Annotated in this window: 16 protein-coding genes and 1 pseudogene; 5 read left to right on the forward strand and 12 right to left on the reverse strand. The window is 61.8% G+C overall.

The annotated features are described in order from the left end of the window. The first annotated feature begins 10 nt into the window (after nucleotides 1–10). The 4 genes from kdpB to OGR47_RS19550 are packed head-to-tail and all read left to right on the forward strand — an operon-like array spanning nucleotide 11 to nucleotide 6142. A complete protein-coding gene (kdpB, locus tag OGR47_RS19535; RefSeq protein WP_165055834.1) occupies nucleotides 11–2119 on the forward strand; it encodes a potassium-transporting ATPase subunit KdpB in 2109 nt (702 codons plus the stop codon). Nucleotides 2120–2129: 10 nt separating this feature from the next. Beyond that, nucleotides 2130–2729, forward strand: coding sequence for a potassium-transporting ATPase subunit KdpC (gene kdpC / locus OGR47_RS19540; RefSeq protein ID WP_165055833.1), 600 nt, complete (start codon nucleotides 2130–2132; stop codon nucleotides 2727–2729). Between the two features lie 27 nt (nucleotides 2730–2756). Next, a complete protein-coding gene (locus OGR47_RS19545; RefSeq protein ID WP_165055831.1) occupies nucleotides 2757–5456 on the forward strand; it encodes a sensor histidine kinase in 2700 nt (899 codons plus the stop codon). Further along, nucleotides 5453–6142, forward strand: a complete 690-nt coding sequence (locus OGR47_RS19550; RefSeq protein ID WP_165055830.1) for a response regulator — start codon at nucleotides 5453–5455, stop codon at nucleotides 6140–6142. Before OGR47_RS19545 ends, OGR47_RS19550 begins: the two co-directional genes overlap by 4 nt. 70 nt (nucleotides 6143–6212) lie before the next feature. Here the strand turns inward: OGR47_RS19550 and OGR47_RS19555 are convergent, their stop codons facing one another. The 10 genes from OGR47_RS19555 to OGR47_RS19600 all read right to left on the reverse strand — a co-directional run bounded on the left by OGR47_RS19555 (nucleotide 6213) and on the right by OGR47_RS19600 (nucleotide 19787). Next, on the reverse strand, nucleotides 6213–8891 hold the full coding sequence (locus OGR47_RS19555) for a nitrate reductase (RefSeq protein ID WP_246729870.1): 2679 nt from the start codon (nucleotides 8889–8891) through the stop codon (nucleotides 6213–6215). Between the two features lie 17 nt (nucleotides 8892–8908). Beyond that, entirely contained in the window at nucleotides 8909–10498 is a 1590-nt protein-coding gene (locus tag OGR47_RS19560; RefSeq protein WP_165055826.1) for a sulfite reductase subunit alpha, read from the reverse strand. Further along, the gene (locus OGR47_RS19565; RefSeq protein WP_165055824.1) at nucleotides 10495–12246 is read right to left on the reverse strand and encodes a NirA family protein; all 1752 of its coding nucleotides are present in this window, start codon (nucleotides 12244–12246) and stop codon (nucleotides 10495–10497) included. Before OGR47_RS19565 ends, OGR47_RS19560 begins: the two co-directional genes overlap by 4 nt. 1 nt (nucleotide 12247) lies before the next feature. Next, nucleotides 12248–13462 carry an NAD(P)/FAD-dependent oxidoreductase gene (locus OGR47_RS19570; RefSeq protein WP_165055822.1) on the reverse strand — a complete coding sequence of 405 codons (1215 nt, stop codon included), beginning with the start codon at nucleotides 13460–13462 and terminating at the stop codon, nucleotides 12248–12250. A 12-nt stretch (nucleotides 13463–13474) separates the two neighbouring features. Further along, complete coding sequence (locus tag OGR47_RS19575) at nucleotides 13475–14269, reverse strand: ABC transporter ATP-binding protein (RefSeq protein ID WP_165055820.1); 795 nt, start codon at nucleotides 14267–14269, stop codon at nucleotides 13475–13477. Nucleotides 14270–14280: 11 nt separating this feature from the next. Continuing rightward, complete coding sequence (gene ntrB / locus OGR47_RS19580) at nucleotides 14281–15171, reverse strand: nitrate ABC transporter permease (protein ID WP_371824450.1); 891 nt, start codon at nucleotides 15169–15171, stop codon at nucleotides 14281–14283. A 15-nt stretch (nucleotides 15172–15186) separates the two neighbouring features. Next, nucleotides 15187–16500 (reverse strand): CmpA/NrtA family ABC transporter substrate-binding protein, encoded by a 1314-nt coding sequence (locus tag OGR47_RS19585; protein WP_165055818.1) that lies wholly within the window; start codon nucleotides 16498–16500, stop codon nucleotides 15187–15189. Nucleotides 16501–16802: 302 nt separating this feature from the next. Next, complete coding sequence (locus OGR47_RS19590) at nucleotides 16803–17948, reverse strand: CmpA/NrtA family ABC transporter substrate-binding protein (protein ID WP_165055816.1); 1146 nt, start codon at nucleotides 17946–17948, stop codon at nucleotides 16803–16805. After that, nucleotides 17945–18517, reverse strand: a complete 573-nt coding sequence (locus tag OGR47_RS19595; protein WP_206527504.1) for an ANTAR domain-containing response regulator — start codon at nucleotides 18515–18517, stop codon at nucleotides 17945–17947. Before OGR47_RS19595 ends, OGR47_RS19590 begins: the two co-directional genes overlap by 4 nt. A 328-nt stretch (nucleotides 18518–18845) precedes the next feature. Further along, nucleotides 18846–19787 (reverse strand): alpha-amylase, encoded by a 942-nt coding sequence (locus OGR47_RS19600; RefSeq protein WP_246729867.1) that lies wholly within the window; start codon nucleotides 19785–19787, stop codon nucleotides 18846–18848. A 536-nt stretch (nucleotides 19788–20323) separates the two neighbouring features. Here OGR47_RS19600 and OGR47_RS21975 point away from each other — a divergent pair. After that, nucleotides 20324–20443: pseudogene (locus OGR47_RS21975) on the forward strand (carbonic anhydrase); the annotation flags it as partial. 23 nt (nucleotides 20444–20466) lie between these two features. On the opposite strand, the gene OGR47_RS19605 reads toward OGR47_RS21975, so the two are convergent. Both OGR47_RS19605 and OGR47_RS19610 read right to left on the reverse strand, forming a co-directional pair. Then, nucleotides 20467–21315: a hypothetical protein gene (locus OGR47_RS19605; protein WP_165055812.1), complete on the reverse strand. Its 849-nt coding sequence runs from the start codon at nucleotides 21313–21315 to the stop codon at nucleotides 20467–20469. Nucleotides 21316–21563: 248 nt separating this feature from the next. Then, entirely contained in the window at nucleotides 21564–23081 is a 1518-nt protein-coding gene (locus OGR47_RS19610; protein ID WP_165055810.1) for an aldehyde dehydrogenase family protein, read from the reverse strand. Nucleotides 23082–23220: the final 139 nt, after the last annotated feature.

The following is a 23220-nucleotide window of genomic DNA, read 5'->3' on the forward strand; positions in this document are numbered from 1 at the left end:
GAGCACGCTCATGTCCTCGAAAGTCGCCGCTCCCGGCTTGTTCGACGCCGCGATCATCAAACGCGCCAGCATCGACGCCTTCAAGAAGCTCGATCCACGCCTGCTGGCGCGCAATCCGGTTATCTTCGTCACGGAAATGGTTTCCGCGCTGGTCACGGGCTTTTTTGTGCGAGACCTCATCGCCCAAAATGGCCAGGCCTTCTTCTCGGGCCAGATCGCAGCCTGGCTCTGGTTTACCGTGCTGTTCGCCAATTTTGCCGAGGCGGTGGCGGAAGGGCGCGGCAAGGCGCAGGCCGACGCGCTGCGCAAGACCCGTAGCGACACGCAGGCCAAGCGACTCATAGACCCCTACGGCGAAGCCGGCATGAAAGAGGTCTATCAGGGCGTCTCGGCGCTCGAGCTGCGCGTCGGCGATGTCGTGCTCGTCGAGCCGGGCGATCTCATTCCCGGCGACGGCGAGGTGATCGAAGGCGTCGCCTCTGTCAACGAGTCCGCCATCACCGGCGAGTCTGCTCCGGTCATCCGCGAGGCCGGCGGCGACCGTTCCGCCGTCACGGGCGGCACGACTGTCTTGTCCGATTGGATCAAGGTCAAAATCACCGCCGCGCCCGGCTCGACTTTCATCGACCGCATGATCGCGCTCGTCGAGGGCGCGCAGCGACAGAAGACGCCCAACGAGCTGGCCCTCTCCATTCTGCTGTCCGGCCTGACGATCGTCTTTCTCATCGTCTGCGTGACGCTGTGGCCGCTTGCAGTCTATTCGGGCGCTTATCTCTCCATCACCGTGCTCATTGCGCTGCTCGTCTGCCTGATTCCGACGACGATCGGCGGGCTGCTGTCGGCGATCGGCATCGCCGGCATGGACCGGCTCATCCGTTTCAATGTCGTCGCCACCTCGGGACGCGCGGTGGAAGCGGCGGGCGACGTCGATACGCTGTTGCTCGACAAGACCGGCACGATCACTTTCGGCAACCGCATGGCCGACGAATTCGTGCCGGTTGGCGGCGTCTCGGAGCATAGGCTTGCCGAAGCGGTGCTGCTGGCGTCGCTCGCCGACGAGACGCCGGAGGGCCGTTCGATCGTCGCGCTGGCGACGAGCCGTTACGGTCTCGAGGCCCCGACGCTCGGCGCCGAGGCGACGATCGTTCCCTTTTCGGCGCATACGCGCATTTCGGGCGTCGATCTTCCTGGCCGGTCGCTGCGCAAGGGCGCCGTCGACGCGGTGCTCGCCCAGGCGACGCCTGCGGTCTCCGAGTGGAACGGGGTCGGGACGACAACGCTTTCTCCCGGCGTGGTTGATCGCTCGCGTGTCGAATTCGATCAGGCGGTCGAGCGCATTTCGCGCGCTGGCGGAACGCCGCTGGCGGTGTCGGAGAACGGCCGGCTGCTCGGCGTCGTGCATCTGAAAGACATCATCAAGCCCGACATAAAAGCGCGTTTTGCAGCCCTGCGCGCCATGGGGATCAAGACGGTCATGGTGACCGGCGACAATCCCATCACCGCGGCGGCGATCGCGGGGGAGGCGGGCGTTGACGACTTCATCGCCCAGGCGAAACCCGAGGACAAGCTTGCCTATATCCGAAGGGAGCAGCAGGGCGGGCGCCTCATCGCCATGTGCGGCGACGGCACGAATGACGCGCCGGCGCTGGCGCAGGCGGATGTCGGCGTCGCCATGCAGACCGGCACGCAGGCCGCGCGCGAGGCCGGCAATATGGTGGACCTCGACAGCGATCCGACGAAGCTTATCGAGATCGTGCAGATCGGCAAGCAGCTTCTGATGACGCGCGGCTCGCTGACGACCTTCTCCATCGCCAATGACGTCGCGAAATATTTCGCGATCATTCCGGCGCTTTTCGTCGCCGCCTATCCCCAGCTCGAGACGCTCAATGTCATGAAGCTGGCGTCACCCCAATCCGCGATCCTTTCGGCAGTCATCTTCAACGCGCTCATCATCATCGCGCTCATCCCGCTCGCTTTGACGGGCGTCGAATATCGCCCTGTCGGCGCCGCCGCGCTGCTGCGTCGCAATCTGCTGATTTACGGACTTGGCGGGATCATCGTCCCCTTCGTGGGGATCAAGGCGATCGACCTCGTCGTCTCTCTTCTTCATCTCGCTTGAGGAGGCAAGAATGCTTTCCCAACTTCGCCCCGCAATTGTCATGATGGCGCTGTTTACCGCCCTCACAGGCGTCCTCTATCCGCTCGCCATCACTGGCGTCTCTCAGCTCGTCCTCGCCGAGCGGGCCAATGGCAGCATGATTGAGCGCGACGGCGTGATCGTGGGATCGTCGCTCATCGGCCAGAACTTCACGTCCGAGCGCTATTTCCACGGGCGCCCCTCGGCGACCGTCGGCTATGATCCCTCCGACGCCAGCAAGACCGTGGACGCGCCTTACAATGCCGCGAACTCTTCCGGCTCCAATCTCGGGCCGACATCGAAGAAGCTCGTCGACCGCGTCAATGCGGCAATCGAGTCTGAATTTGGGGCGGGACGTATCGATGTCGTCGCAGCGGACACTGTGACGACCTCGGGGTCGGGCCTCGATCCCCATATCTCGCCGCAATTCGCGCTGGCTCAGATACCCGCCCTCGCCAAGGCGCGTGGGCTCGGCGAAGATCGGATGCGCCTCCTCGTGGAAGAGCATACCGAAGGGCGGCTCATGGGCGTGATCGGCGAACCGCGCGTTAACGTCCTCCTGCTCAACATTGCCCTCGACGCGCTAAAATAGACGGAGAGCAGGCGGAGCTAAGAAGCCTTGTCGCGGGACGAGTTCGATCGCCGCCCTGACCCCGACGCTCTCCTCGCCTTGAGCGAGAAGGAGGGGCAGGGCAAGCTGCGCGTCTTCCTTGGCGCGGCGCCGGGCGTTGGCAAAACCTACGCCATGCTCTTGCGCGCCCGCGCGGCAAAGGCCGACGGTCTGGATATTGTGGTCGGCCTTGTCGAAACGCATGGCCGCGCCGAGACGCAAGCGCTGCTGGAGGGGCTCGACGTCCTGCCGCGTCGGCGCAGCGAGTATAAAGGGCGCGCGATCGATGAATTCGACATCGACGCCGCCCTCGCGCGCAAGCCCCAGCTCATCGTCGTCGACGAGCTCGCCCATACCAACGCCCCCAGTAGCCGGCATCCGAAACGATGGCAGGACGTCGAGGAGTTGCTTCAGGCGGGAATCGACGTCTGGACAGCGATGAATGTCCAGCACCTCGAGAGTCTTGCCGATGTTGTCACACGCATCACAAGCGTGGCCGTTCGGGAGACGGTGCCCGACCGTCTGTTGCAGGACGCCAACGACGTCATTCTGGTCGACATCACGCCGGACGAGCTTCTCCAACGCCTGAAAGAGGGGAAGGTCTATGTTCCCGAGACAGCCAGGCGGGCGACGCAGAACTTCTTTACGCCGCGAAATCTGACCGCTCTGCGCGAGCTTGCCCTTAGGCGAACGGCCGAGCGCGTCGACGATCAGATGGTCGATTTTCTGCGCCAGGGCGCGATCGAAGGGCCCTGGGCGACGTCGGAGCGCCTTCTGGTTTGCGTCGGACACGACAGGACGTCGCTCGCCGTCGTGCGCGCCGGCGCACGCCTCGCCACTGGCCTCAACGCCCCGTGGATCGCGCTTTATGTCCAAGTTGCAGGCCAGGAGGAGCGGTCCGCTGAGACCGTGCGGAATATCGACGCCGCTCTACGGTTGGCCGAGCGGCTCGGAGCGCAGGTCGAACGCCTATCCGGCGACGATCTCGCGGCGGAAGTTCTCAAATACGCGCGCCGCGAGAACATCACTCAGATTGTTCTCGGCCGCTCGCGCGCCGGGCGCCTGACGCGACTCCTGGGACGATCTTTCACCGAGGAAATTGTCCGGCGATCGAAAGACATTGCTGTCCATGTGGTGGTGGACGATATCGGAACGACCGCGCCTCGGCCCCGTCGATGGCGATTGGCGACTATTTCTGAGGCAGGGGTTTCGGTGCTGGGGGCTATTGGCGCAGTCTCGCTCACCGTCGCTTTTGGCTATTTGCTCGATTACTGGCTACATCCGCCCAATCTGTCCGTCGTCTTCCTTCTGCCTGTCGTCCTGTGCGCCGCCCAATTCGGGCTCATTTCCGCGATCGCGGCCGCCATCCTATCGTTTCTCGCCTGCGACTTCTTTTTCATCGAACCGCGATATGTGTTCACCATTTCCGAGCCTCAGGAATTTTTGGCTTTGGTCGTCTCCCTGGTCGTTGCGGTGATCACCGGCACGCTGGCGAGCAAGATGCGCGACCAGGCCCAGAAGATGAGGCGACGGGCTCAGGGGGCGCAGGCGCTCTTCGAATATTCCCGCAAACTCTCCGCCGCCAAGGACCTCGACGAAGTCCTCTGGGCCGCCACGATGCAAATCCAGAAGGCCCTGAACGCGCCATGCGTCGTCATGATGATGCCCAACGACGGCGCACTGCGGCTCGGCGCCGCCTGGCCGCCTTTGGACCAGCTCGACGCCGGCGAAGCCGCCGCGGCGCGCTGGGCGCTCGAAAAGGGAGAAGCCGCCGGGTGGCGGACAGGAACGCTCCCAAGCGTCCGGTTCCAATTCCGCCCGCTTGCGACGGCGCGCGGCGTGCTGGCCGTTTGCGGCGTCGAGCCCCGACATCCGAGCGAACCCTTTTCCGCCGAGGAGGAAAGCGCCCTGACATCGTTGATCGAGCAGTCATGCGTCGCGATCGACCGGTCGATGCTGGTCGGCGAGTCGATCCGGGCGGCGGCGCTGGAGGAGAATGAAAAGCTGCGCACGACGCTGCTCGCCTCTCTCTCTCACGATTTGCGCACGCCCCTCACCTCCATCACCGGGGCGGTGACTAGCCTGCGACAGTTGGGCGAAAAACTGCCGGAGGCCGATCGCGACGATCTCTTGTTGTCGATCGAAGAAGAAGCAGGGCGGCTCAACCGCTTCATCGCCAATCTGCTGGATATGTCCCGCATCGAATCGGGCGCGCTCTCGCCGCGTCGCGATCTTGTCGACGCCGCGGATGTCATCCGGCGAGTGGTCGAAAGATGCAAAAAATCGTTTCCAACCCAGAAAATCGGGATCAGCGTCGCCTCCGATCTCCCGCCGATCCGCGGCGACGCCAATCTGCTCGAACAGGTTCTGTTCAACCTCGTCGACAACGCGCATAAATATGGCGGAGAGACCGGCGCGATCATTCATGCGCGTCGTGAAAACGAAGATGTCGTCGTCACGGTGACGGACGAGGGGCCTGGCGTGAAGCCCGCCGATTTGGAGCGCATTTTCGAGAAATTCTATCGAAGCGGCCGCGTCGATGGGCGCAAAGCGGGCACGGGTCTCGGCCTGTCGATATGTCGCGGTTTGGTGAGCGCAATGGGAGGGACCATTGTCGCTCAGAGCCCTGCGATCCGGCGAAAAGGAACGCGGATCGTTATGCGTTTCCCGGCGGCGTTACAGCCCGAACGGCAGGAAATCGTCGCATGAACAAGCTGCGCGTCCTCATTGTGGATGACGAGCCGCAGATCAGGCGGGTCTTGAGACCCTCCCTGATCGCGAGCGGCTACGAGGTGCGGGAAGCGGCGAACGGCGATGAAGCGCTGTCGCAAGTTTCCGAAAGCATGCCGGACCTTGTGATTCTGGACCTCGGCCTTCCGGACATGGACGGCAAGGAGGCGCTACGCAAGCTGCGGCTCATGACGACGAAAACGCCTGTCATTATTCTTTCGGCCCGCGAGCGGGAATCCGAAAAGATCGCGGCGCTCGATCTCGGCGCGAATGATTATGTCGAAAAGCCTTTCGCCATGGGCGAGCTCCTTGCGCGCATGCGCGCGGCGCTCCGCCTTGCGCGTGGCGTGGACGCGGAACCAGCGATCGTTACCGCTGGCGCCTTATGGGTGGATATTCCCAAGCGGCTCGTGGCCAAGAACGGGCAAACCTTGCGTCTAACACCAAAGGAATTCGACCTTTTGACGATTCTCGCACGTAACGCCGGGCGGCCGCTCACGCATCGGGAGATACTCCGCGCCGTGTGGGGGGCGTCGCATCAGGACGATGTGCAATATCTCCGCGTCTTCGTCGGCCAACTACGGGCCAAAATAGAGGACGATCCCGCGACGCCTCGGATTGTTCTTACCGAGACGGGGATAGGCTATCGCTTCATCGCTGATTAGCGAGGGTGGTCCGAATGTTCCAGTTCGGTGGCGCTACTGCACGAGCCGGCTCTGGGGCGCTCCGAGTTCTTCATTTCCGCGCCGAGGCGATCAACCGCGCGATTTCTGGCAAGCAGGAGCCGCAATTCGTGCCAGCGCCGAGCTTTGAGCCGATCTCGCCTGTGGTCCGGCATCCGTCCTTGGCCGCGGAGTCGATGCGCGCTGCGCCGACTCCAAAGCACGCACAAACGATCGGACCTTCCAAATCCTCGCCGACACGCGACGAGAGAAGTGCGAGTCGTTGGCGTCCCTCAACTCTTTCGTGAGCGAATATATCGATCGCCGCATCCCAGCAAGGCGATTCCGTTCCCGCATGAAGCACAAAAATTGGCTTGTTTTCCACAAAGGCGGCCGCACGAAAAAGCCCGCGCGCGGGATCGGCGCATTCGACAACGTCATGCGTAGCTTCGCGATGCAGGAGCGGAAGCCATTCATGCGCCCGTAGATCGCTAGCCAAACGATAGGCAAAACCGCCGTCGATCGTAATCCGGCTCCACCAGAAATCTTCTGGCAACGCAATTGTCCGTCGGACGAGGAGGAAGCCTTCGGCGGCGAAATTATGAGGGGTGACGTCGGCGGGCGTCGCCTTCATTTCGGGCTGGCCGGAAACGGGATCGGCGAAGGGCGCGACGAGGGCCCCGATGCGCGCCCGCGCGGCGGTCTCGTTGGTCCAGTGAATGGGCGCGAAGATGCTCCCCTCCGGCTGGCGATCCGTCACGACGACGCGAAGCGCGCAGGCGCCATACGCAGTTGAGACGCGCGCGAATCCTCCATCCGCGAGGCCACAGATCGCCGCGTCTTGCGGGTTGATCTCGACGAAGGGCTCCGATAGATGGCGGGCAAGACGCGGGCTTGCGCCCGTGCGGGTCATCGTATGCCACTGGTCGCGAATGCGGCCCGTATTCAGACGCAACGGATAATCTCGTGAAATCGCGGTCGCGAGTGCCGGCGGCGCCGGCGCGACGAAGGCGGCGCGCCCATTTTCTCGAAAGAACCCGCCCTCCGCGAAGAGGCGCTTGGTTCCTACCGCTGCGCCAGCGCGAAAAGGCCAATGTGTGGGCTCCAGCGCGTCATAGGCTTCATCGCTCAGCGTCGCCAGCCCGCCGATATCGAAATCGCGCTTTCCGTCATTCTCGAAGGCTGAAAGCGCCGCATGTTCTCGGAAAACCTCGGCGGCGGACCGGAAGTCGAAACCCGAAAAACCCATTGTTTTGGCGAAATCGCAGAACACGCGCCAATCCGCCCGCGCTTCTCCCGGCGCCGGGAGAAAGGCGCGTTGGCGGGAAATGCGGCGTTCGGAGTTGGTAACTGTGCCGTTCTTTTCGCCCCAGGCCTGCGCAGGCAGAAGAATATGCGCGCCGCTATTGATGGTGTCGTTGGACAGCACATTGTCGGAGACGACGAAAAGTTCGAGCCTCTCCATCGCGGCGCGCGCCGCATCCGCATCCGGCATGGAGGCGGCTGGATTGGTGCCCACCACCCAAAGCGCTTTGATCTCTCCCTTGGCGATGGCGTCGAACATGTCGACCGCCTTGAGCCCCTCATGCTCCGCCATGCGCGGCGCGTTCCAGAAGCGGCGCACACGGTCGATGTTTTTGGGCTCGAAACCCATATGCGCCGCGAGGCTGTTTGCGAGGCCGCCGACCTCGCGCCCGCCCATGGCGTTTGGCTGACCGGTGAGCGAAAAAGGCCCGGCCCCGATTTTTCCGATGCGACCGGTTGCAAGATGGCAATTGAGGATCGCATTGACCTTGTCCGAGCCCTGCGCGGATTGGTTTACGCCTTGTGAAAAGAGGGTGACGGTCCGCTCCATGCACGCGAACATGTCGAAAAAACAAGTGACATCGCTTTCGCCGAGGCCGGTGATCGCCGCCGTTTCCGCCGCGGTCGCCGTGAGGCGGAAGGCGTTGGCGAGAGCCGTGTCAAAACCCTCGGTGTATTTTTCGATGTAATCGCAGTCGATCGCGCCAGCGCGGGCGAGATGTGCGAGCAAGCCGGAAAAGAGAGCCTGATCCGACCCTGGCGATATTTGCAGGAAGAGATCGGCGTTCTCCGCGGTCGCCGTGCGACGCGTGTCGATGACGACCAGTCGCGCGCCGCGCTCCTCTTTGTTGCGCATGATGCGCCGGAAGACGATGGGGTGGCACCAGGCGGCGTTGGAGCCGACAAGAACAATGAGATCTGCTTCGTCCAGATCCTCGTAACAACCCGGCACTGTATCGGTTCCGAAGGCGCGCTTGTGACCTGCGACGGTCGAGGCCATACAGAGACGCGAATTGGTGTCCACGTTGGCCGAGCCAAGGAAGCCCTTCATCAGCTTGTTGGCGACGTAATAATCTTCGGTCAGCAATTGCCCCGAGAGATAGAACGCGACCGCGTCCGGGCCGTGACGCTCGATAACGCGCGTAAAACCCCGAGCGGCTTCTGTCAGCGCGTCGTCCCACGAGATGCGCGCGAAACCACGTTCCCTGCGACGCATCGGATAAAGCAATCGTCCGTCGAGGGCCAATGTCTCGCCCAAAGCCGACCCTTTGGAGCAGAGCCTTCCGAAATTCGCCGGATGCGCCGGGTCGCCCGAAATAGTCGCACCTGCGCCATCTTGCGCGGCCAGCACGCCGCAGCCGACGCCGCAATACGGACAGGTCGTGCGCGTCGCAGTGGGCGCGGCGCGACTGGTTTCCAACGCACAGCAGGCGGTGGACGACGGCATCGTCTCGGCGTCGAGCATCAATAAACGTCCTGCTGGTAGCGCCCGGATTTCTTCAGCCCGTTCACGAAGGCGATGGCTTCGTCGACGCTGCGCGCGCCGAACTCCGACACGACGTCGACGAGCGCGCGCTCCACATCCTTCGCCATGCGCTGGGCGTCCCCACAGACGTAAAAATGCGCGCCCTCGGCGAGCCAGGCCCACAATTCGCGGCCCGACTGGCGCATGCGATCCTGCACGTAGAATTTTTCCTGCCCGTCTCGCGACCATGCGAGCGAGAGGCGCGTGAGGAGGCCGGCCGCTTTCATGGTTTCGAATTCGTCGGCGTAGAAGAAATCACAGGCCGCGCGCTGGTGACCGAAGAAGAGCCAGTTCTTCCCCTTCGCGCCTTTGGCCGCGCGCTCCTGCAGGAAGGCGCGGAAGGGCGCAACGCCTGTGCCCGGGCCCACCATGACGATGGGCGTTTCCGGATCATCGGGCAGGCTGAAGCCATGCGCCGGTTGCACATAGGCCATCAAGGTCTCACCCGGCGCGATCCGTTCTGCGAGGAAAGTCGACGCGACGCCGAGACGCTTGCGCTTGCCGACGACATAGCGAACCGCGTCGACGGTCAGCGACAGCCGACGCGGCGTCGCGTTGGGAGAGGACGAGATGGAATAGAGCCGGGGTTGCAGAGGCTCGAGCGCTTCGACGAAAGCTTCCGGATGCGGGCGTGCGCTCGGGAATTTTTGAAGGACGGCGAGCGCGTCGAGCGTGGCGGCGTCGCCATCCGGGTCGTCGCCATGCGCCAGAAGCCGCGCCTTCTCGCGTTGCGCGCCGCCGGTGACGAAGGAAATGAGCTCGAAAAGCGTATCTGGCGCCGGCGAGAGCGAGACGTCGCACTGCAGGACTTCTCGCAAGGTCTTGCCGCGCACAGGCGTAAGATGGGAGGCTCCGAGCATGGCGATGATCTGATCGACGAGGCCAAGTTCGTTCTTCGCGAAGACGCCAAAACTGTCGCCGGCCTTGTAATCGAGCGCGCTTTCGCGGAGATCGAATTCGACGTGCCAGGTTTCTTTTGCGGATCCCTCCCCGTTGAGGCGACGGCGCGAAAGAAATGTCGCTGGCGCCGGATTATCGCGGGAGCGGCCCGCCGCCAATGACGTTATCGCAGGCTCGCTCGGGCGCGGAGTTGTGCGCTTGGACGGCTCCTCCAGCTCGGCCGCAAGCGATTTCAGCATGCGCGCCGTCTCCTTGCCGCCTGGCGCGCAAAGATTGAGCCTTGCTTCCTTGCGAGCGACGAGCGCGTCGGCGTAACTCGCGCAATTATACCCGCATTGTCCGCAATCCTGCTGCGCCATGGCGGCCATCATGCGCCGGCGCAGCGGACGTCCTTCGGCGAGCGCCATGCGGTCGTCGAGGGCGAGGGTCTGGTCATGCCAGGGAGCTTCGCCGTCATCCTCGACCGGGGCCGGCATGACGGCGGCGTTGGCCTGCGGCGAGAGCGGCGTCACAAGCGCATTGTCTGGCGCAACGAGGGCCACAAAGAAGCCGTTCAGCCAGGCGCGCTGTTCGGGCGAGAAGGGCGCGCTTTCGGGGATGAGACTCTGTGGCGGAGCGATGTGGTTCATTTTGAAATCTCCGCATCGGACAGACGGCGGATTGTCTCCGTGTCCAGGCGCCGCGCGAAAGCGACGAATGTCTCCGCGTCATTCAGGCGAGCGCCGCGATAGGCGCGCAAAATTGCGGCGACCGTCTTCGGCGCGTCCTCGGCCTTCACGTTGAGGAAAAGCTCGCGCGCTATGCCCGCCGCTTCTCCAAAGCCGCCGCCCGCAAGAATGTGATACCCAGCGACCGCGTCGCCTTCGTCATTGACCGGAACGCGCGCGCCGATAAGGCCGATGTCGCCGATGTAATGCTGCGCGCAGGAATGATGACAGCCGGTGAGATGGATGTTGATCGGCGTGTCGATCGGCGCAGTCGCGTCACAATGATCCGCGATCGCCGCCGCGTCCTGTTTGGTGTCCGCGGCGGCGAAACGACAGCCGAAACTTCCGGTGCAGGCGACAAGGCCCGCGCGAATGGGCGAGGCCTGCGTAGATAATCCCAAGGCCTCTATCGCTTCGACGGCGCGCGCCACATCGTCATTCTTGACGCCGGTGACGAGCACGTTCTGCCAGACGGTAAGCCGCAAGCAGCCGTCGCCGAAAGAGCGAGCGATATCGGCGAGGCCGCGGGTCTGCGCGGGCGTCAAGCGGCCGAGCGGCAAGGCGACGCCGATCCAGTTAAGTCCCGTCTGTTTCTGCTTATGCACGCCGATATGCGCCTGACGATCCTGGCGCGGCCGCGCAGCTATCGCGTCTATCGGCGCGCGCGTAAGGGAGCGGCCCAATTTCTCCTCGACCACTGCCAGAAACTTATCGACACCCCAGGCGTCGAGCACATATTTGAGTCGTGCTTTGGCGCGGTTCGTGCGGTCGCCATGCTCGATGAAGACACGCAGGATTTTATCCGCGACTCCGACAGCCTCCTCAGGCCGGACAATCACGCCAGTGTCGCGTGCAAAGTCCTTGTGGCCGGTAATGCCGCCGAGCGTCAGGCGAAAGTAGACGCCCGGCGCGATCCCATGCCCGTCGAGGATTTCTACCGCCTGAAAGCCGATATCGTTCGTGTCCTCCAGCGCGCCGATGAGTCCCGCGCCGTCAAAGGCGATGTTGAATTTACGCGGCAAACCGTAAAGCGAACGGTCATTCAGGATATGATGATGCATGGCGCGCGCATAGGGGCGCGTATCGATCAGCTCCTGAGGGTCGACTCCCGCCGTTGGCGTGCCGGTTATGTTGCGAACATTATCCGCGCCAGAGCCCTTGCTCCAGAGCCCGAGATCCTGAACGGCTTCCACGATCGTGGCGGCGTTCCGAGGTTCGATTTGTCGAATCTGGAGATTGGCGCGAGTCGTTACATGCAGATAGCCCCCGCCCATCGCTTCCGCGAGGTCGGCGAGGCCGGCGAACTGCCAATGGGTCAGCGCGCCATTCGGAATGCGAAGGCGCAGCATGTATGCGGACTGCGCCGGCGCGACATAGAAGAGGCCATAGTAGCGCCAGCGAAAATTCTCCGCGGGCTTGGGCGGCGCGTTCTCGTTCGCCTGTTCGACCAGACGCGGATAGGCGTCGAAAGGATGCTCCTCTCGCTTCCATTTTTCCTGATCGGTCAGCTTGCCGCCGACCGCGACGGCGTGGTCCTGCGCTTCTAAATGCGCCGCGTCCGGCCCCATGGGTTTCGGCGTTGCCGTCGCGGCGCGGCCCCCGTGCGCAAAAAGGCCGGCGGCGAAGCCTTCGAGATAGCGTTTCTGATCGAGTGTGAAATCAGCCGACATCTCAGGCCGCCTCTCTCAATTGCGGCGCCTCGAACACGAGCTCGTCGCGTATTGTGGCGATGTTGTTCCCGGTGCGGATGAGGTCGAGATAGGCGCTCGCGCTGCTCGTGTCGCCGATGAGAACCGCCCCCTTGAGGCAATCGCCCTCGATCACGAGCTTGCGATAGACGCCGAGGCGCGGATCCTTGCAGACGATCTCGCAAAGGCCCTCGCCGGCGATGAAATCGCCGGCCGAGAAAACACGCACGCCAGAGACTTTCAGATTGGTCGCGACGAGGCTGCCGTGATAAACGGCGTCCGCTCCCGCAAGGCGGGCGGCAAGAACCCGCGCGTGCTCATAAGCCGGCTCGACGAGCCCGTAGCACTGGCCACGATGCTCTACGCATTCGCCGATGGCAAAAACATTTGCATCGCTGGTCGCAAGACCGTCGTCAACAACGACGCCGCGATTGACCGCAAGGCCGCCTGCTTTCGCAAGCTCGACATTGGGGCGGACGCCGACCGCGAAAACGACGGCGTCGGCGGGGAGGGAGCGGCCGTCCTCGAACTCCACGCGTTCAACGCAGCCATCGCCTCGGATATGCGAGGCGTTGGCCCGCAACATGACCCGGACACCCTTCTCTTCGACCATGCGATGCAGGATGGCCGCGCCGGCCTGATCGAGCTGACGTTCCATCAGCCGGTCCATCACATGGGCGAGCGTCACGCGCGCGCCGCGCTTCACGAGGCCATAGGCCGCCTCGAGACCGAGCAGGCCGCCGCCGATCACCAGAACGCTGGCTCCCTTGGCGCCGAGTCGCGCCAGCGCCTCCACATCCTGCATGTCTCTGAAGGTATGGACGCCTGGCAGGTCCGCGCCCTCGATCGGAAGGCGCATGGCGCGCGATCCCGTCGCGAGGACGAGCTTGGAATAGGCGATGCGCTCTCCATCTTCGAGGACAAGAACGCGCGAGGCCGTGTCTAGCCGCACCGCTTTTTGTCCGGTCGTAATTTCGACGCCATTTGCGCGCCACCACTCACGCGGCTTCAGCACGATGTCGTCAAGTCTAACTTCGCCGGTCAGCGCCGAGGAAAGAAGCACGCGATTATAAGCCAGGCGCGGCTCTTCGCCTATGACGTGGATTGCATAGCGACCGGGAGCCGCCGCGATCAGTTCGTCGACGAGGCGGGTCGCCGCCATGCCGGCGCCGACAATGACGAGCGTTTCCTTTTCCATCGGCGCCGCTCCTTACGCTGCTTCGACATAGCGATGACGCTCGTATAGGAATTGCAGAACCCGCTGACGGCATTCCAGATAGATTGGATCCGTCGCCAGCGTGATGCGGTCGCGCGGGCGTCGCAGGGGGACGTCGAGAATCTCACCAATCGTCGCCTGGGGACCATTCGTCATCATCACGATGCGATCGGAAAGCAGCACGGCCTCGTCGACATCATGGGTGATCATCATGACCGTATTGCCGAAGCGCTCCTGCAGCTTCATGACCTGATCCTGAAGATGCGCGCGCGTGAGCGCGTCGAGCGCGCCGAAGGGCTCGTCGAGCAGAAGAACCTTCGGCTGCATGGCGAGCGCCCGCGCAATGCCGATGCGCTGCTTCATGCCGCCAGAAATTTCGCTGGGACGCTTGTCTTTCGCATGGGTCATCTGGACGAGCTCCAGATTATGCATCGTCCATTCGTGACGCTTTGCGCGTGTCGCCGTTTTGCCGAATACCTTGTCGACGGCGAGGCGAACATTTTCGTATGCCGAGAGCCAGGGCAGCAGGGAATGGTTCTGGAAAACGACCGCGCGGTCGGGACCGGGCGAATTTACCTCTCGGTCTTCCAGCAATACGCCCCCGCTCGTCGAGCTGGTGAGGCCGGAGACGATATTGAGAAGCGTGGACTTGCCGCAGCCCGAATGGCCGATGATCGAGACGAATTGCCCTTTCTCTACTTTCAGGCAAACATTGTCGAGCACCTTGGTCACGTTCGCGCCCCGCGTAAAAACCTTGACGACGTTTTCGATGCTGAGATAGCTGCTCATTTCTTCTCTCCTCAATTTGCCTGCGCGCCACGGGTCGCGAGATTTCCGATGAAGGCGACAAAGCGGTCGAGGATGAAGCCGGTGAGGCCGATATAAATCAGCGCGACGAAAATGTCGGGAAGGCGCGACGAGTTCCACGCGTCCCAGATGAAGAAGCCGACGCCGACGCCGCCCGTGAGCATTTCAGCCGCGACGATTGCGAGCCAGGATAGGCCGACGCCGATACGAAGACCCGTGAAAATGTAAGGCGCAGCGGAGGGGATCATGATTTTCCAGAAGAACTCGATGTGATTAAGCTGCAGGACGGCCGCGACGTTTCGATAATCCTGCGGGATGTTACGGATGCCAACCGCTGTGTTGATGATGATCGGCCATATCGACGTGATGAAGATCACGAATATTGCGGAGGGTTGGGAGTCGCGGAAAGCTGCGAGCGAAATAGGCAGCCAGGCGAGCGGCGGCACGGTGCGCAGCACCTGGAAGATCGGATCAAGGCCACGGGTCGCCCATTGCGACTGTCCGACAAAGGCCCCGAGCAGAATGCCGGCGACGCTCGCGAGACCAAAGCCGACGCCGACGCGTTTCAATGAGATGAGCACGCGCCAGCCGAGGCCTATATCCTGAGAGCCGGCTTCGTAGAACGGATGCATGATCAGCTCTTTCGCCTCGCTCCAGATGCGTAGGGGCGAAGGGAGGGCTGACATCGGGCTCATGCAGAGGAGTTGCCAGACGAATAGTAGGAGCGCGAGAGTGACGAGCGGCGGAATCGTGGCGGCGAAGAAGGTCTGGATGTTCGCCTTGTATTTGATCAGCAGCGGGATGGGCCGACGGCGATATGCCTCTTCGATCTCTTCGTCGTAGAAGGCAGCCGAGCGGTCGTTGTTGGCGAGCGGCATGGTCATGTCTTTATCGCTCCCTTAAACTGCGGCGCGCTTGATGGACTGGCTCTTGAGATAGTCGAGCGGCTTGTCTGGGTCGAAGACCTTGCCGTCGAAGAAGGTCTCCTTGCCGCGCGAGGTCGAGGTCGGGATGTCTTTCGCAGAAACGCCCGCAATTTTTGCGGCCTCGCGCCAGAGATCCTCGCGGTTCACCTTGTCGACGACGGCCTTAATGTCCGTCTTGGCGTCGAGCTTGTTCCAGCGGATGTCTTCGGTGACGAACCAGGCGTCGTGGCTCTTGAATGGGTAAGAGGCGTTGTCACGCCAGAACTTCATACCGAACTTCGTACCCTTTGCGCTGCGCCCATTGCCGTAATTAATATCGCCCTTCAATCGGCCGATAATGTCGGTCGCTGGGACGTTGAACCACTGACGGCGTCCAACGATTTCCGCCAGCTCCGCCTTGTTTTCGGGTTTATCACACCATTGCTGCGCTTCGATCACAGCGGCGACGAGCGCCTTCGCCGCCTTCGGATTTTTGTCGACCCATTCGGCGCGCATGCCGAGGGATTTTTCAGGATGCTTGAACCAAAGTTCGCCGGTCGTGCAGGCTGTGTAGCCGACGCCTTGATTAACGAGCTGCTCGTTCCATGGCTCGCCGACACAGAAGGCGTCCATATTCCCGACTTTCATATTCGCGACCATTTGCGGCGGGGGGACCACGATGGTCGAAACATCCTTGTCGGGGTCGATGCCTGATGCGGCGAGCCAGTAGCGCATCCACAGATCATGCGTTCCACCGGGAAAGGTGACGGCGACTTTGATCTCCTTGCCTTCGGCCTTCTTCTTGGCGAAGACGGCCTTCAGCGCATCGGCTTTCACCCCGGCCTTGAAATCCTTGTATTCGTTGGAAACGGAAATTCCTTGACAATCAAGATTGAGGCGGGCGAGGATGTACATTGGCGTCGGCGCATTGTTTTGCGTCACCTTGCCGGTTGAGATCAGATAAGGCATCGGCGTGAGAATGTGTGCGCCGTCTATGCCGTTGTTGGCGCCGCCCAGCACCGTATTGTCCCGCGAGGCGCCCCAGGAAGCCTGCTTGACGACCTCGACGTCGGGCATGCCGTATTTGGCGAAAAGCCCCTTTTCTTTTGCGATAATCAGCGGCGCTGAATCGGTCAGCGCAATATAGCCGAGGATTGCCTTCGTCGTTTCGGGCCCCGCACCCTCCGCAAAGACGCCACTCGGCAAGTCGACGGCGGAGGCGACAAGCGAGGCGGCGGCGCCTTTCAAAATGCTCCGGCGATCGAGACGCATCGGTGCGGGATTGGAATTGCCGGGCGTGTTCGACATCGCGTTCCTCTTTCATCCATCTTGCGGCTTGCGCCGAAGACAAAAAAAAGCCGCTGTCCGAGACGGTCCGTTAGCGGACGGTTCGGAACAGCGGCGTTGCTGCATGGGTCCTGCGCTGGACCCCGCGCCGGGAGTGGCGCTTCGGCTTATCTTTGCAAGCGGGGCGCCATCTCCTGTTGCGCATTGAAAGCCCAGGAAAACAGGCGTTCTGAGAGGCTTGGCGGCTTTTCTCCCTCTCTGGCGCGCAGCGCGCTTAGGCGGCGGGGCGCCTAGTCTTTAGGCCGCACGCTCGAAAATTGACGTCAAGGCGCCGAGCGGATCGCGAAAGAATTGAGATAACCTTCGATGTTTCCCGCATCGCAGACAGGTCCCGAAAAGGCGACGATGGGCGCTGCTTCGACAGGGGCCAGCCTTGTTGCAGCGTTGAAGAAAGCGGGAGTGAAGACGCCTTGCGCGGTACGTAGCGCTTCTTCGGATCTATCCGCTTGTCCCCATCGCCGCATTTGTGCGTAAAGCCAAGCGGCCTGAGAGGCGTCCGGGCGCCCCGACTCATAATCACCGAAGATAAGGTAATTGGTGGTCTCGGCGTTTCCGAGCAAACGCCCATCGAGCGCCCGGCGCAAGGAGTCGATGTCGGAGCCGACGCGGTCGGGTCGCGCAAGGAGCGCGGCGACTTCCTCGCGGTTCGCTCGCGCGCGAATGTAGTCGCCTGCTTTCAGACACGCGCGGATGAGCGCCTCGACGAGTTGCGGCTCGCTGTCTGCAACCTGTCGACGAAACGCCAATGTTTTTTCCGGCGCCGGATGAAAGATCGCGGGGCCCGGATGCAGGATGACGCCGATGCCCATTCCTTCCGCGACCGCGTTCCAAGGCGCGCCGACGCAGAACCCATCGACATGCCCCTTGGCCAAATTCTCGACCATGTAAGGCGGCGGCAGAACGACGAGTTGCACGTCGCTGTCGGGATCGACGCCGCCTTCCGCCATCCAGTAGCGTAGCTGGTAATTATGCGTCGAGAAGGGAAAGGTCATGCCGAAAGTGAGCGGCTCGGCGTTGCGCTTTTGCCGGGATGCTACGACCGCCTTCAAAGCACGCGCGCTGATCAATGGATCGCCAAGATCGCCGTCCGCCGCGGCGACAAGGCTTGCATGAAGGTCTGGCGAGATAGTGATGGCGTTGCCGTTCATGGCGAGATTCATTGCCGCTATGACAGGCGCGCGCACATGGCTCAAGCCCAAGGTTGATGCGATGGCCATTGGCGCCAAGAGATGCGCGGCGTCGTAATGGCCGATCGCGAGCCTGTCACGAACATTCGACCAAGAAACCTCGCGCACAAGTTCGATATCGAGCCCTTCAGCCGCGGCGAAGCCCTTGTCGACGGCGACGAAGAGACTGGCGGCGTCGGCGAGCGGAATGAAGCCGACCTTGATTTTGCGATCCGCGTTCATTTCAGTAGCTCCGAAGCCGTAATGATGGACTGCGCGATTTCGGAAATTTTTTTGCTCTCGCGCATAGCCGCGCCACGCAATAACTTGTAGGCCTCGTCTTCCGAGAGTTTCTTCGCCTTCATCAGAATGCCTTTCGCGCGATCGATCGTCTTGCGTTCTTCAAGATCCGAGCGCGCGCGCTCCAACTCGTTCTGTAACTTGGCGAAGGCGTTGAAGCGCGACACGCAAAGGTCGAGGATCGATTTGATCCGCTCTTTCTTCAGCCCGTCGACGATATAAGCGGAAACGCCGGCGTCGACAGACGCTTGAATGGAGGCCGCGTCGGATTGATCCACAAACATGGCGACGGGCCGACGGACGGCGCGGCTCACCTGAAACATCTGTTCAAGTTCGTCGCGAGAGGGATTCTCGAGGTCGATGAGAATGACGTCGGGGTCGATCGCATAGACCCGCTTCAGCAGGTGGTGGCGCTCGGCGATGTGTTCGACCTCGATGAAGCCGGCTTCGCGTAATCCTTCCTTGAGGATGGCGGCGCGGATGGGACTCTCGTCGATGATGACAATTTTCACGGGCGGGGCGGGGGTAGTGACGGCGGCTCTAAGCTTCGGCTTCACTGACGCTATAGAGATGTCCATCGGTTGCTCAATTGTGCAATGCATCCAACAGCGCGTCAACGATTTTGACAACTGCTACATTGCCTAGCGTAACCCCGACGAGGATGCATGGAGTCTCCTGATAGCGTCGCACTCGGGCGAGCCTTGCTGAAAGCCAGGGGCGTTGATCATCAGCCGACCTACACAGCGATAGGCGTTGCGCCAAAGCGGCGCCGAGCACTGTTGATCGACACCGCGAACGTCCCTGGTTGAAAATCTTGGATTGCGGCGCGCTGGAAGGGCGCTAGATTTTCACTTTGAGCTGCATGCTTGCCTGCCAGTTCTTCATGATCTGCGGCCCATTGAGGTTTTGATAAACGGGCAAACCCGCTTCCACGCCGAGCGACCAGTTTTCATAGCCAACGAATCTCCCGCTAACGGTCGCTCCGCCGAAAAGCTCGACACGCTGTCCGCCATAAAAGAGCGGATTGCTCGGCACAGCCGCTCCGCGAATCTCCGGATCCCAGCCGCGGATCGGCCCTTGCAGCGAAGCGCTGGCGCGGAAAGTCGTGGTGAGTCCTGGTATCCAAGTGTACCCGCCCCAGCCGCTCAACTCATGGAGATCGCCCCAAAGATAGCCTTGCGGATTGGGACCGAGGGGAAAACGCCCACGATAAGACGCCCCCCAAGACCATGGGCCGAGATACCCCGCATAGACCACGCCCGGCATGATGTCGAATGTGCCTGTCCCGAGCTGCATGCCATAGAAGCCGCGAATGTTCTGCACCGTCCGGTTCGGCAGAATAAAGTCGTTGAAGGTGGCGGTGTTGCTGCCGGTCGGAAAGGAGAAGCCGAGAGAGATTTGGACGCGATTGATGTCGTCCTGATAGACGCGATAGACGCCGGATAAGGCGAAGTCGGAGAGGCTCGCTGTCGTCGGGTAGTTTCTCGCAAGCGGGAGGATCCCACTTGCCCCCTTGAATACGATGGTATCGAGGCTCTTTTCGGCCATGCCGGCGTTGAGCACGACGTTGAAGTCCCTTGTCACACCGTAACTAAGGCCGAGGATTTGCGTCCGGAAAGCGATGTTCTGCGGAACGATGCGTACGGTCTGAGTCGGGTTGAGGAAGAATGGCACCGTTGAGACGATGTATTCATTCGAAACCGTTCGGGTCCCCATTTTAATGCCCGAGAGGTTTCCAATGGTGGGGGTGATCGAGACGACCAGCTTGCCGGCAGCCGGCATGTCGACGCCGAAAACGCCTATCGGCCCGGGTGGCGGCGCTGGAGGGGCCGCCGGCGCCGCGGGCGCTGGGGCGGGAGTGGCGAGCTTTTTCTCAAGGTCCGAAGCTTGCGCGCCGAGCGCAACAAGAGAGAGCGTTGCGCCTGCTATAGAGCGTCGCGCGCAAAGGCGTACATGGGAGAAATGGCGTCCCTTCTTCATCGTCAGCCTGCCGGTTCGTCGTGCGCCCAAGCATTCTGCGAAGGCGTCGAGCACAAAAAAAAGCCGCTGGCCGATAAGCCGTCGCCAATTGGCGACCGTGCTATCGGAACAGCGGCGTTGCTGATTGTGACCCGCCTTTGGGTCCATCCACGTGTGTGGCTGGGACGAAGCTGGCAAATATTAAGCCAAGCAGCTGCTTGTATTTAATTACGCAAATAAATCAGCGAGGTACAAAGTTTGACCCTGGCAGCTTACGCGCTGCCTCGCTGGGCGCGGTATCGTCGTTGTGGCGAAAAAGCGTGCAGCCTGCCGCCAATTTGCCTGCTGGTATGTTTCCCAAGCGGCGTGATTTCGTCGCCGAAGGCCAGGCGCACGTAAGCGGGCAAAATCCTTACGCTGAAATTCTAAGCTGCGCGGATTCGCGCATCGCTCCAGAATACGCCTTCGACGCGTTGCGACCCCTTCGACAATCTCGCGAGTCTCACGGTCGCACCCCTCGCCGCTCTTTCCAGCGTGACGCGAGCTGTTGCCAGCGCGGGGACTCGATCTTGGCGCGGCGAGAAAGTGGCTTGCGGGCGTCGCTGGCGCGCGTCGAGGGCTCCGGCGCAGGAAGAGGCGCGTGCGTTTCTGTGTTACTCTCCGGCTCGTCGACAAGGCTCGCGATTATCTCTTCGATGGTGCGCTTGCGAGGTTTCGTCGTTTTCTTCGCCTCGACGACGCGAGAATCTTCGAAAGGCGGCTTTTCTGGCTTTCGGAGCGCAATTTTCTTAGCTTTCCGAGGTTTCTCCGGATTATCTCGCGTGATCGGCGCTTTGGGCTTCCTGGGCGCCGGCTCGAGATGCGCCTCAATCTGCGGCGTCTCCTCAACGACGGATTCCAAGATACGCCCGCCCTCCCATGGGCGCTTGCCGGGGATTTCGAGGTGCGGTTCTGACGGGTCAGGATAGGGGGTCTCAATCGGAACGCGAGGCAGTTCTGGCGATCTGGCCGGGCTGGCGATCGGCGCGCGCGGATGGTGCTGCGGAGGCTGCGAACCACCTTTCCGAACGATCTCAACGGTGAAGCTACGCGAGCGCCCCTTGAAGCCCTGGATGTCTTTCAAAATGCGTTTCAACGGTGTTTCCTGTGGGAGAGCAGCAAGTCGAGGGGGAGGGTCGGCGCCCGTCGCAGGGTTGAACTGCCGGGGAGCGCCCTCATACTTCAGACTCTGAGTATCATGACATGGTTCTACTCTGTTGCCTGCTGTGGTTCCATCGCTGAGCGCAGCAGCAGAGGCAAGAGCAAGCGCGGAGAAACGTTCTGGCAGACCAATCGGCAAGCCGTCGCCCATTTCGGATAGGTGACGCCTGACGCACTGTCTATAAGTATTTATGGACGCTGTCACGTTAAAGACTAAGTGGCAATTCCCGCCGGACAAGGCACGACCCGATCGCCCGTGGAGCTAATAAACGCAACCGCTTCCGCCTCAGATCGGAGGGCTCCCGATCGTCGCCGATCGGGAGCCCTGCCCGTAAACGACAGAATACATTCGGGCTCGAATGCTGCCTCTGTTGAAGCTTCGACAAGAATTCAGTTGAATTAAAAAAAGCCAACCTTGTTCGGATTGTAGGAGACCAGCAGGTTCTTCGTCTGTTGGTAGTGACCGAGCATCATGTGATGGTTCTCGCGGCCTACGCCCGATTGCTTGTATCCCCCGAAGGCCGCATGCGCAGGATAGGCGTGGTAGCAATTGGTCCAGACGCGCCCGGCCTGAATGGCGCGGCCCATGTGATAAGCGCGGTTGACGTTGCGTGTCCAGACGCCAGCGCCGAGGCCAAAGATCGTGTCATTGGCGATCTCCACTGCTTCTTCGTCGGTGTCGAACACCGTGACGGAAAGGACCGGACCGAAAATCTCCTCCTGGAAAATGCGCATTTTGTTATGGCCGCGGAGCACGGTCGGCTGCACGTAATTTCCGCCGGCGAGATCGCCTGGCAGCTCCGCCTTGCCGCCGCCGATCAGCAGTTCGGCGCCTTCCTTGCTGCCGATGTCGATATAGGAGAGGATCTTGTCCATCTGTTCGCGAGACGCCTGCGCGCCGACCATTGTCTTCTCGTCGAGCGGATCGCCCTGCACGATCGCGCCCACGCGCTTCAGGGCCTTTTCCATAAAGGCGTCGTAGATCTTTCGCTGCACGAGGGCGCGGCTAGGACAGGTGCATATCTCGCCCTGGTTCAAGGCGAACATGACGAAACCCTCCAATGCCTTGTCGAGGAAGGCGTCGTCCTCGGCCATCACATCAGCAAAGAAGATATTGGGCGACTTGCCGCCGAGCTCCAGGGTCGCGGGGATCAGACTATCGGCCGCATAGCCGGCGATCAGCCGGCCCGTCGACGTCTCGCCAGTGAAGGCGATCTTGGCGATCCGTTTGGAAGATGCAAGCGGCTTACCGGCCTCGAGGCCAAAGCCATTGACGATATTCACGACGCCCGGCGGCAACAGGTCGGCGACCAGCTCCGCCCAGATCAGAATTGAAAGTGGCGTTACCTCAGCCGGCTTGAGGACGACGCAATTGCCGGCCGCGAGCGCAGGGGCGATTTTCCAAGCCGCCATCAATAGCGGGAAGTTCCAAGGGATAATCTGGCCGACAACGCCAAGCGGCTCGTGAAAGTGATAGGCAATGGTATCCTGATCGATCTCCGAAACGCCCCCTTCCTGAGCGCGTATTGCCGACGCGAAATAGCGGAAGTGATCAATCGCCAGCGGTACGTCGGCTTTGGTGGTTTCTCGGATCGGCTTACCGTTGTCCCAGCTCTCGGCTTCGGCGAGGATGGTGAGATTCTGCTCCATGCGGTCGGCGATACGGTTTAGAACGCGCGCGCGTTCGGCGACGCTGGCTCTGCCCCACGAGTCTTTCGCCGTATGGGCGGCGTCGAGCGCCAGCTCTATATCCGCTGCGTCCGACCGCGCAATCTCGCAGAGGATCTGCCCGTTAACTGGAGACGGATTCTGGAAATGTCGGCCATTCGCCGACTCCATCCATCGGCCTCCTATAAAGTTCCCGTAACGCTCTTTGAATTTGGGTTGAATCGAACGGATGAAGGCTGGTTTGTTCATGGGGGTTTCCTCGGATTGTCACGCGCCGTTCTCCGGCGTCGCCCGAGGAAATTCTACCCATAGAGCTTCGTCCGCTAGCGTCGGACGAAAAGCCTCAGCGCCGCCTGTCGCAATTTTGCGACACTCGAGCGCGTTCAAT

Origin of the sequence: Methylocystis sp. MJC1 (assembly GCF_026427715.1) — a bacterium.
GTDB lineage: Bacteria > Pseudomonadota > Alphaproteobacteria > Rhizobiales > Beijerinckiaceae > Methylocystis.

Bases quoted from the DNA above. Each gene is read 5' to 3' on its own strand.
- OGR47_RS19605 (WP_165055812.1), bottom strand. From the start codon at position 21,315: ATGGGCGACGGCTTGCCGATTGGTCTGCCAGAACGTTTCTCCGCGCTT.
- OGR47_RS19550 (WP_165055830.1), top strand. From the start codon at position 5,453: ATGAACAAGCTGCGCGTCCTCATTGTGGATGACGAGCCGCAGATCAGG.
- OGR47_RS19610 (WP_165055810.1), bottom strand. From the start codon at position 23,081: ATGAACAAACCAGCCTTCATCCGTTCGATTCAACCCAAATTCAAAGAG.
- kdpB (WP_165055834.1), top strand. From the start codon at position 11: ATGTCCTCGAAAGTCGCCGCTCCCGGCTTGTTCGACGCCGCGATCATC.
- OGR47_RS19585 (WP_165055818.1), bottom strand. From the start codon at position 16,500: ATGTCGAACACGCCCGGCAATTCCAATCCCGCACCGATGCGTCTCGAT.
- OGR47_RS19590 (WP_165055816.1), bottom strand. From the start codon at position 17,948: ATGAACGCGGATCGCAAAATCAAGGTCGGCTTCATTCCGCTCGCCGAC.
- OGR47_RS19560 (WP_165055826.1), bottom strand. From the start codon at position 10,498: ATGAACCACATCGCTCCGCCACAGAGTCTCATCCCCGAAAGCGCGCCC.
- ntrB (WP_371824450.1), bottom strand. From the start codon at position 15,171: ATGACCATGCCGCTCGCCAACAACGACCGCTCGGCTGCCTTCTACGAC.
- OGR47_RS19600 (WP_246729867.1), bottom strand. From the start codon at position 19,787: ATGCCGGCTGCCGGCAAGCTGGTCGTCTCGATCACCCCCACCATTGGA.
- OGR47_RS19575 (WP_165055820.1), bottom strand. From the start codon at position 14,269: ATGAGCAGCTATCTCAGCATCGAAAACGTCGTCAAGGTTTTTACGCGG.
- kdpC (WP_165055833.1), top strand. From the start codon at position 2,130: ATGCTTTCCCAACTTCGCCCCGCAATTGTCATGATGGCGCTGTTTACC.
- OGR47_RS19570 (WP_165055822.1), bottom strand. From the start codon at position 13,462: ATGGAAAAGGAAACGCTCGTCATTGTCGGCGCCGGCATGGCGGCGACC.
- OGR47_RS19565 (WP_165055824.1), bottom strand. From the start codon at position 12,246: ATGTCGGCTGATTTCACACTCGATCAGAAACGCTATCTCGAAGGCTTC.
- OGR47_RS19555 (WP_246729870.1), bottom strand. From the start codon at position 8,891: ATGCCGTCGTCCACCGCCTGCTGTGCGTTGGAAACCAGTCGCGCCGCG.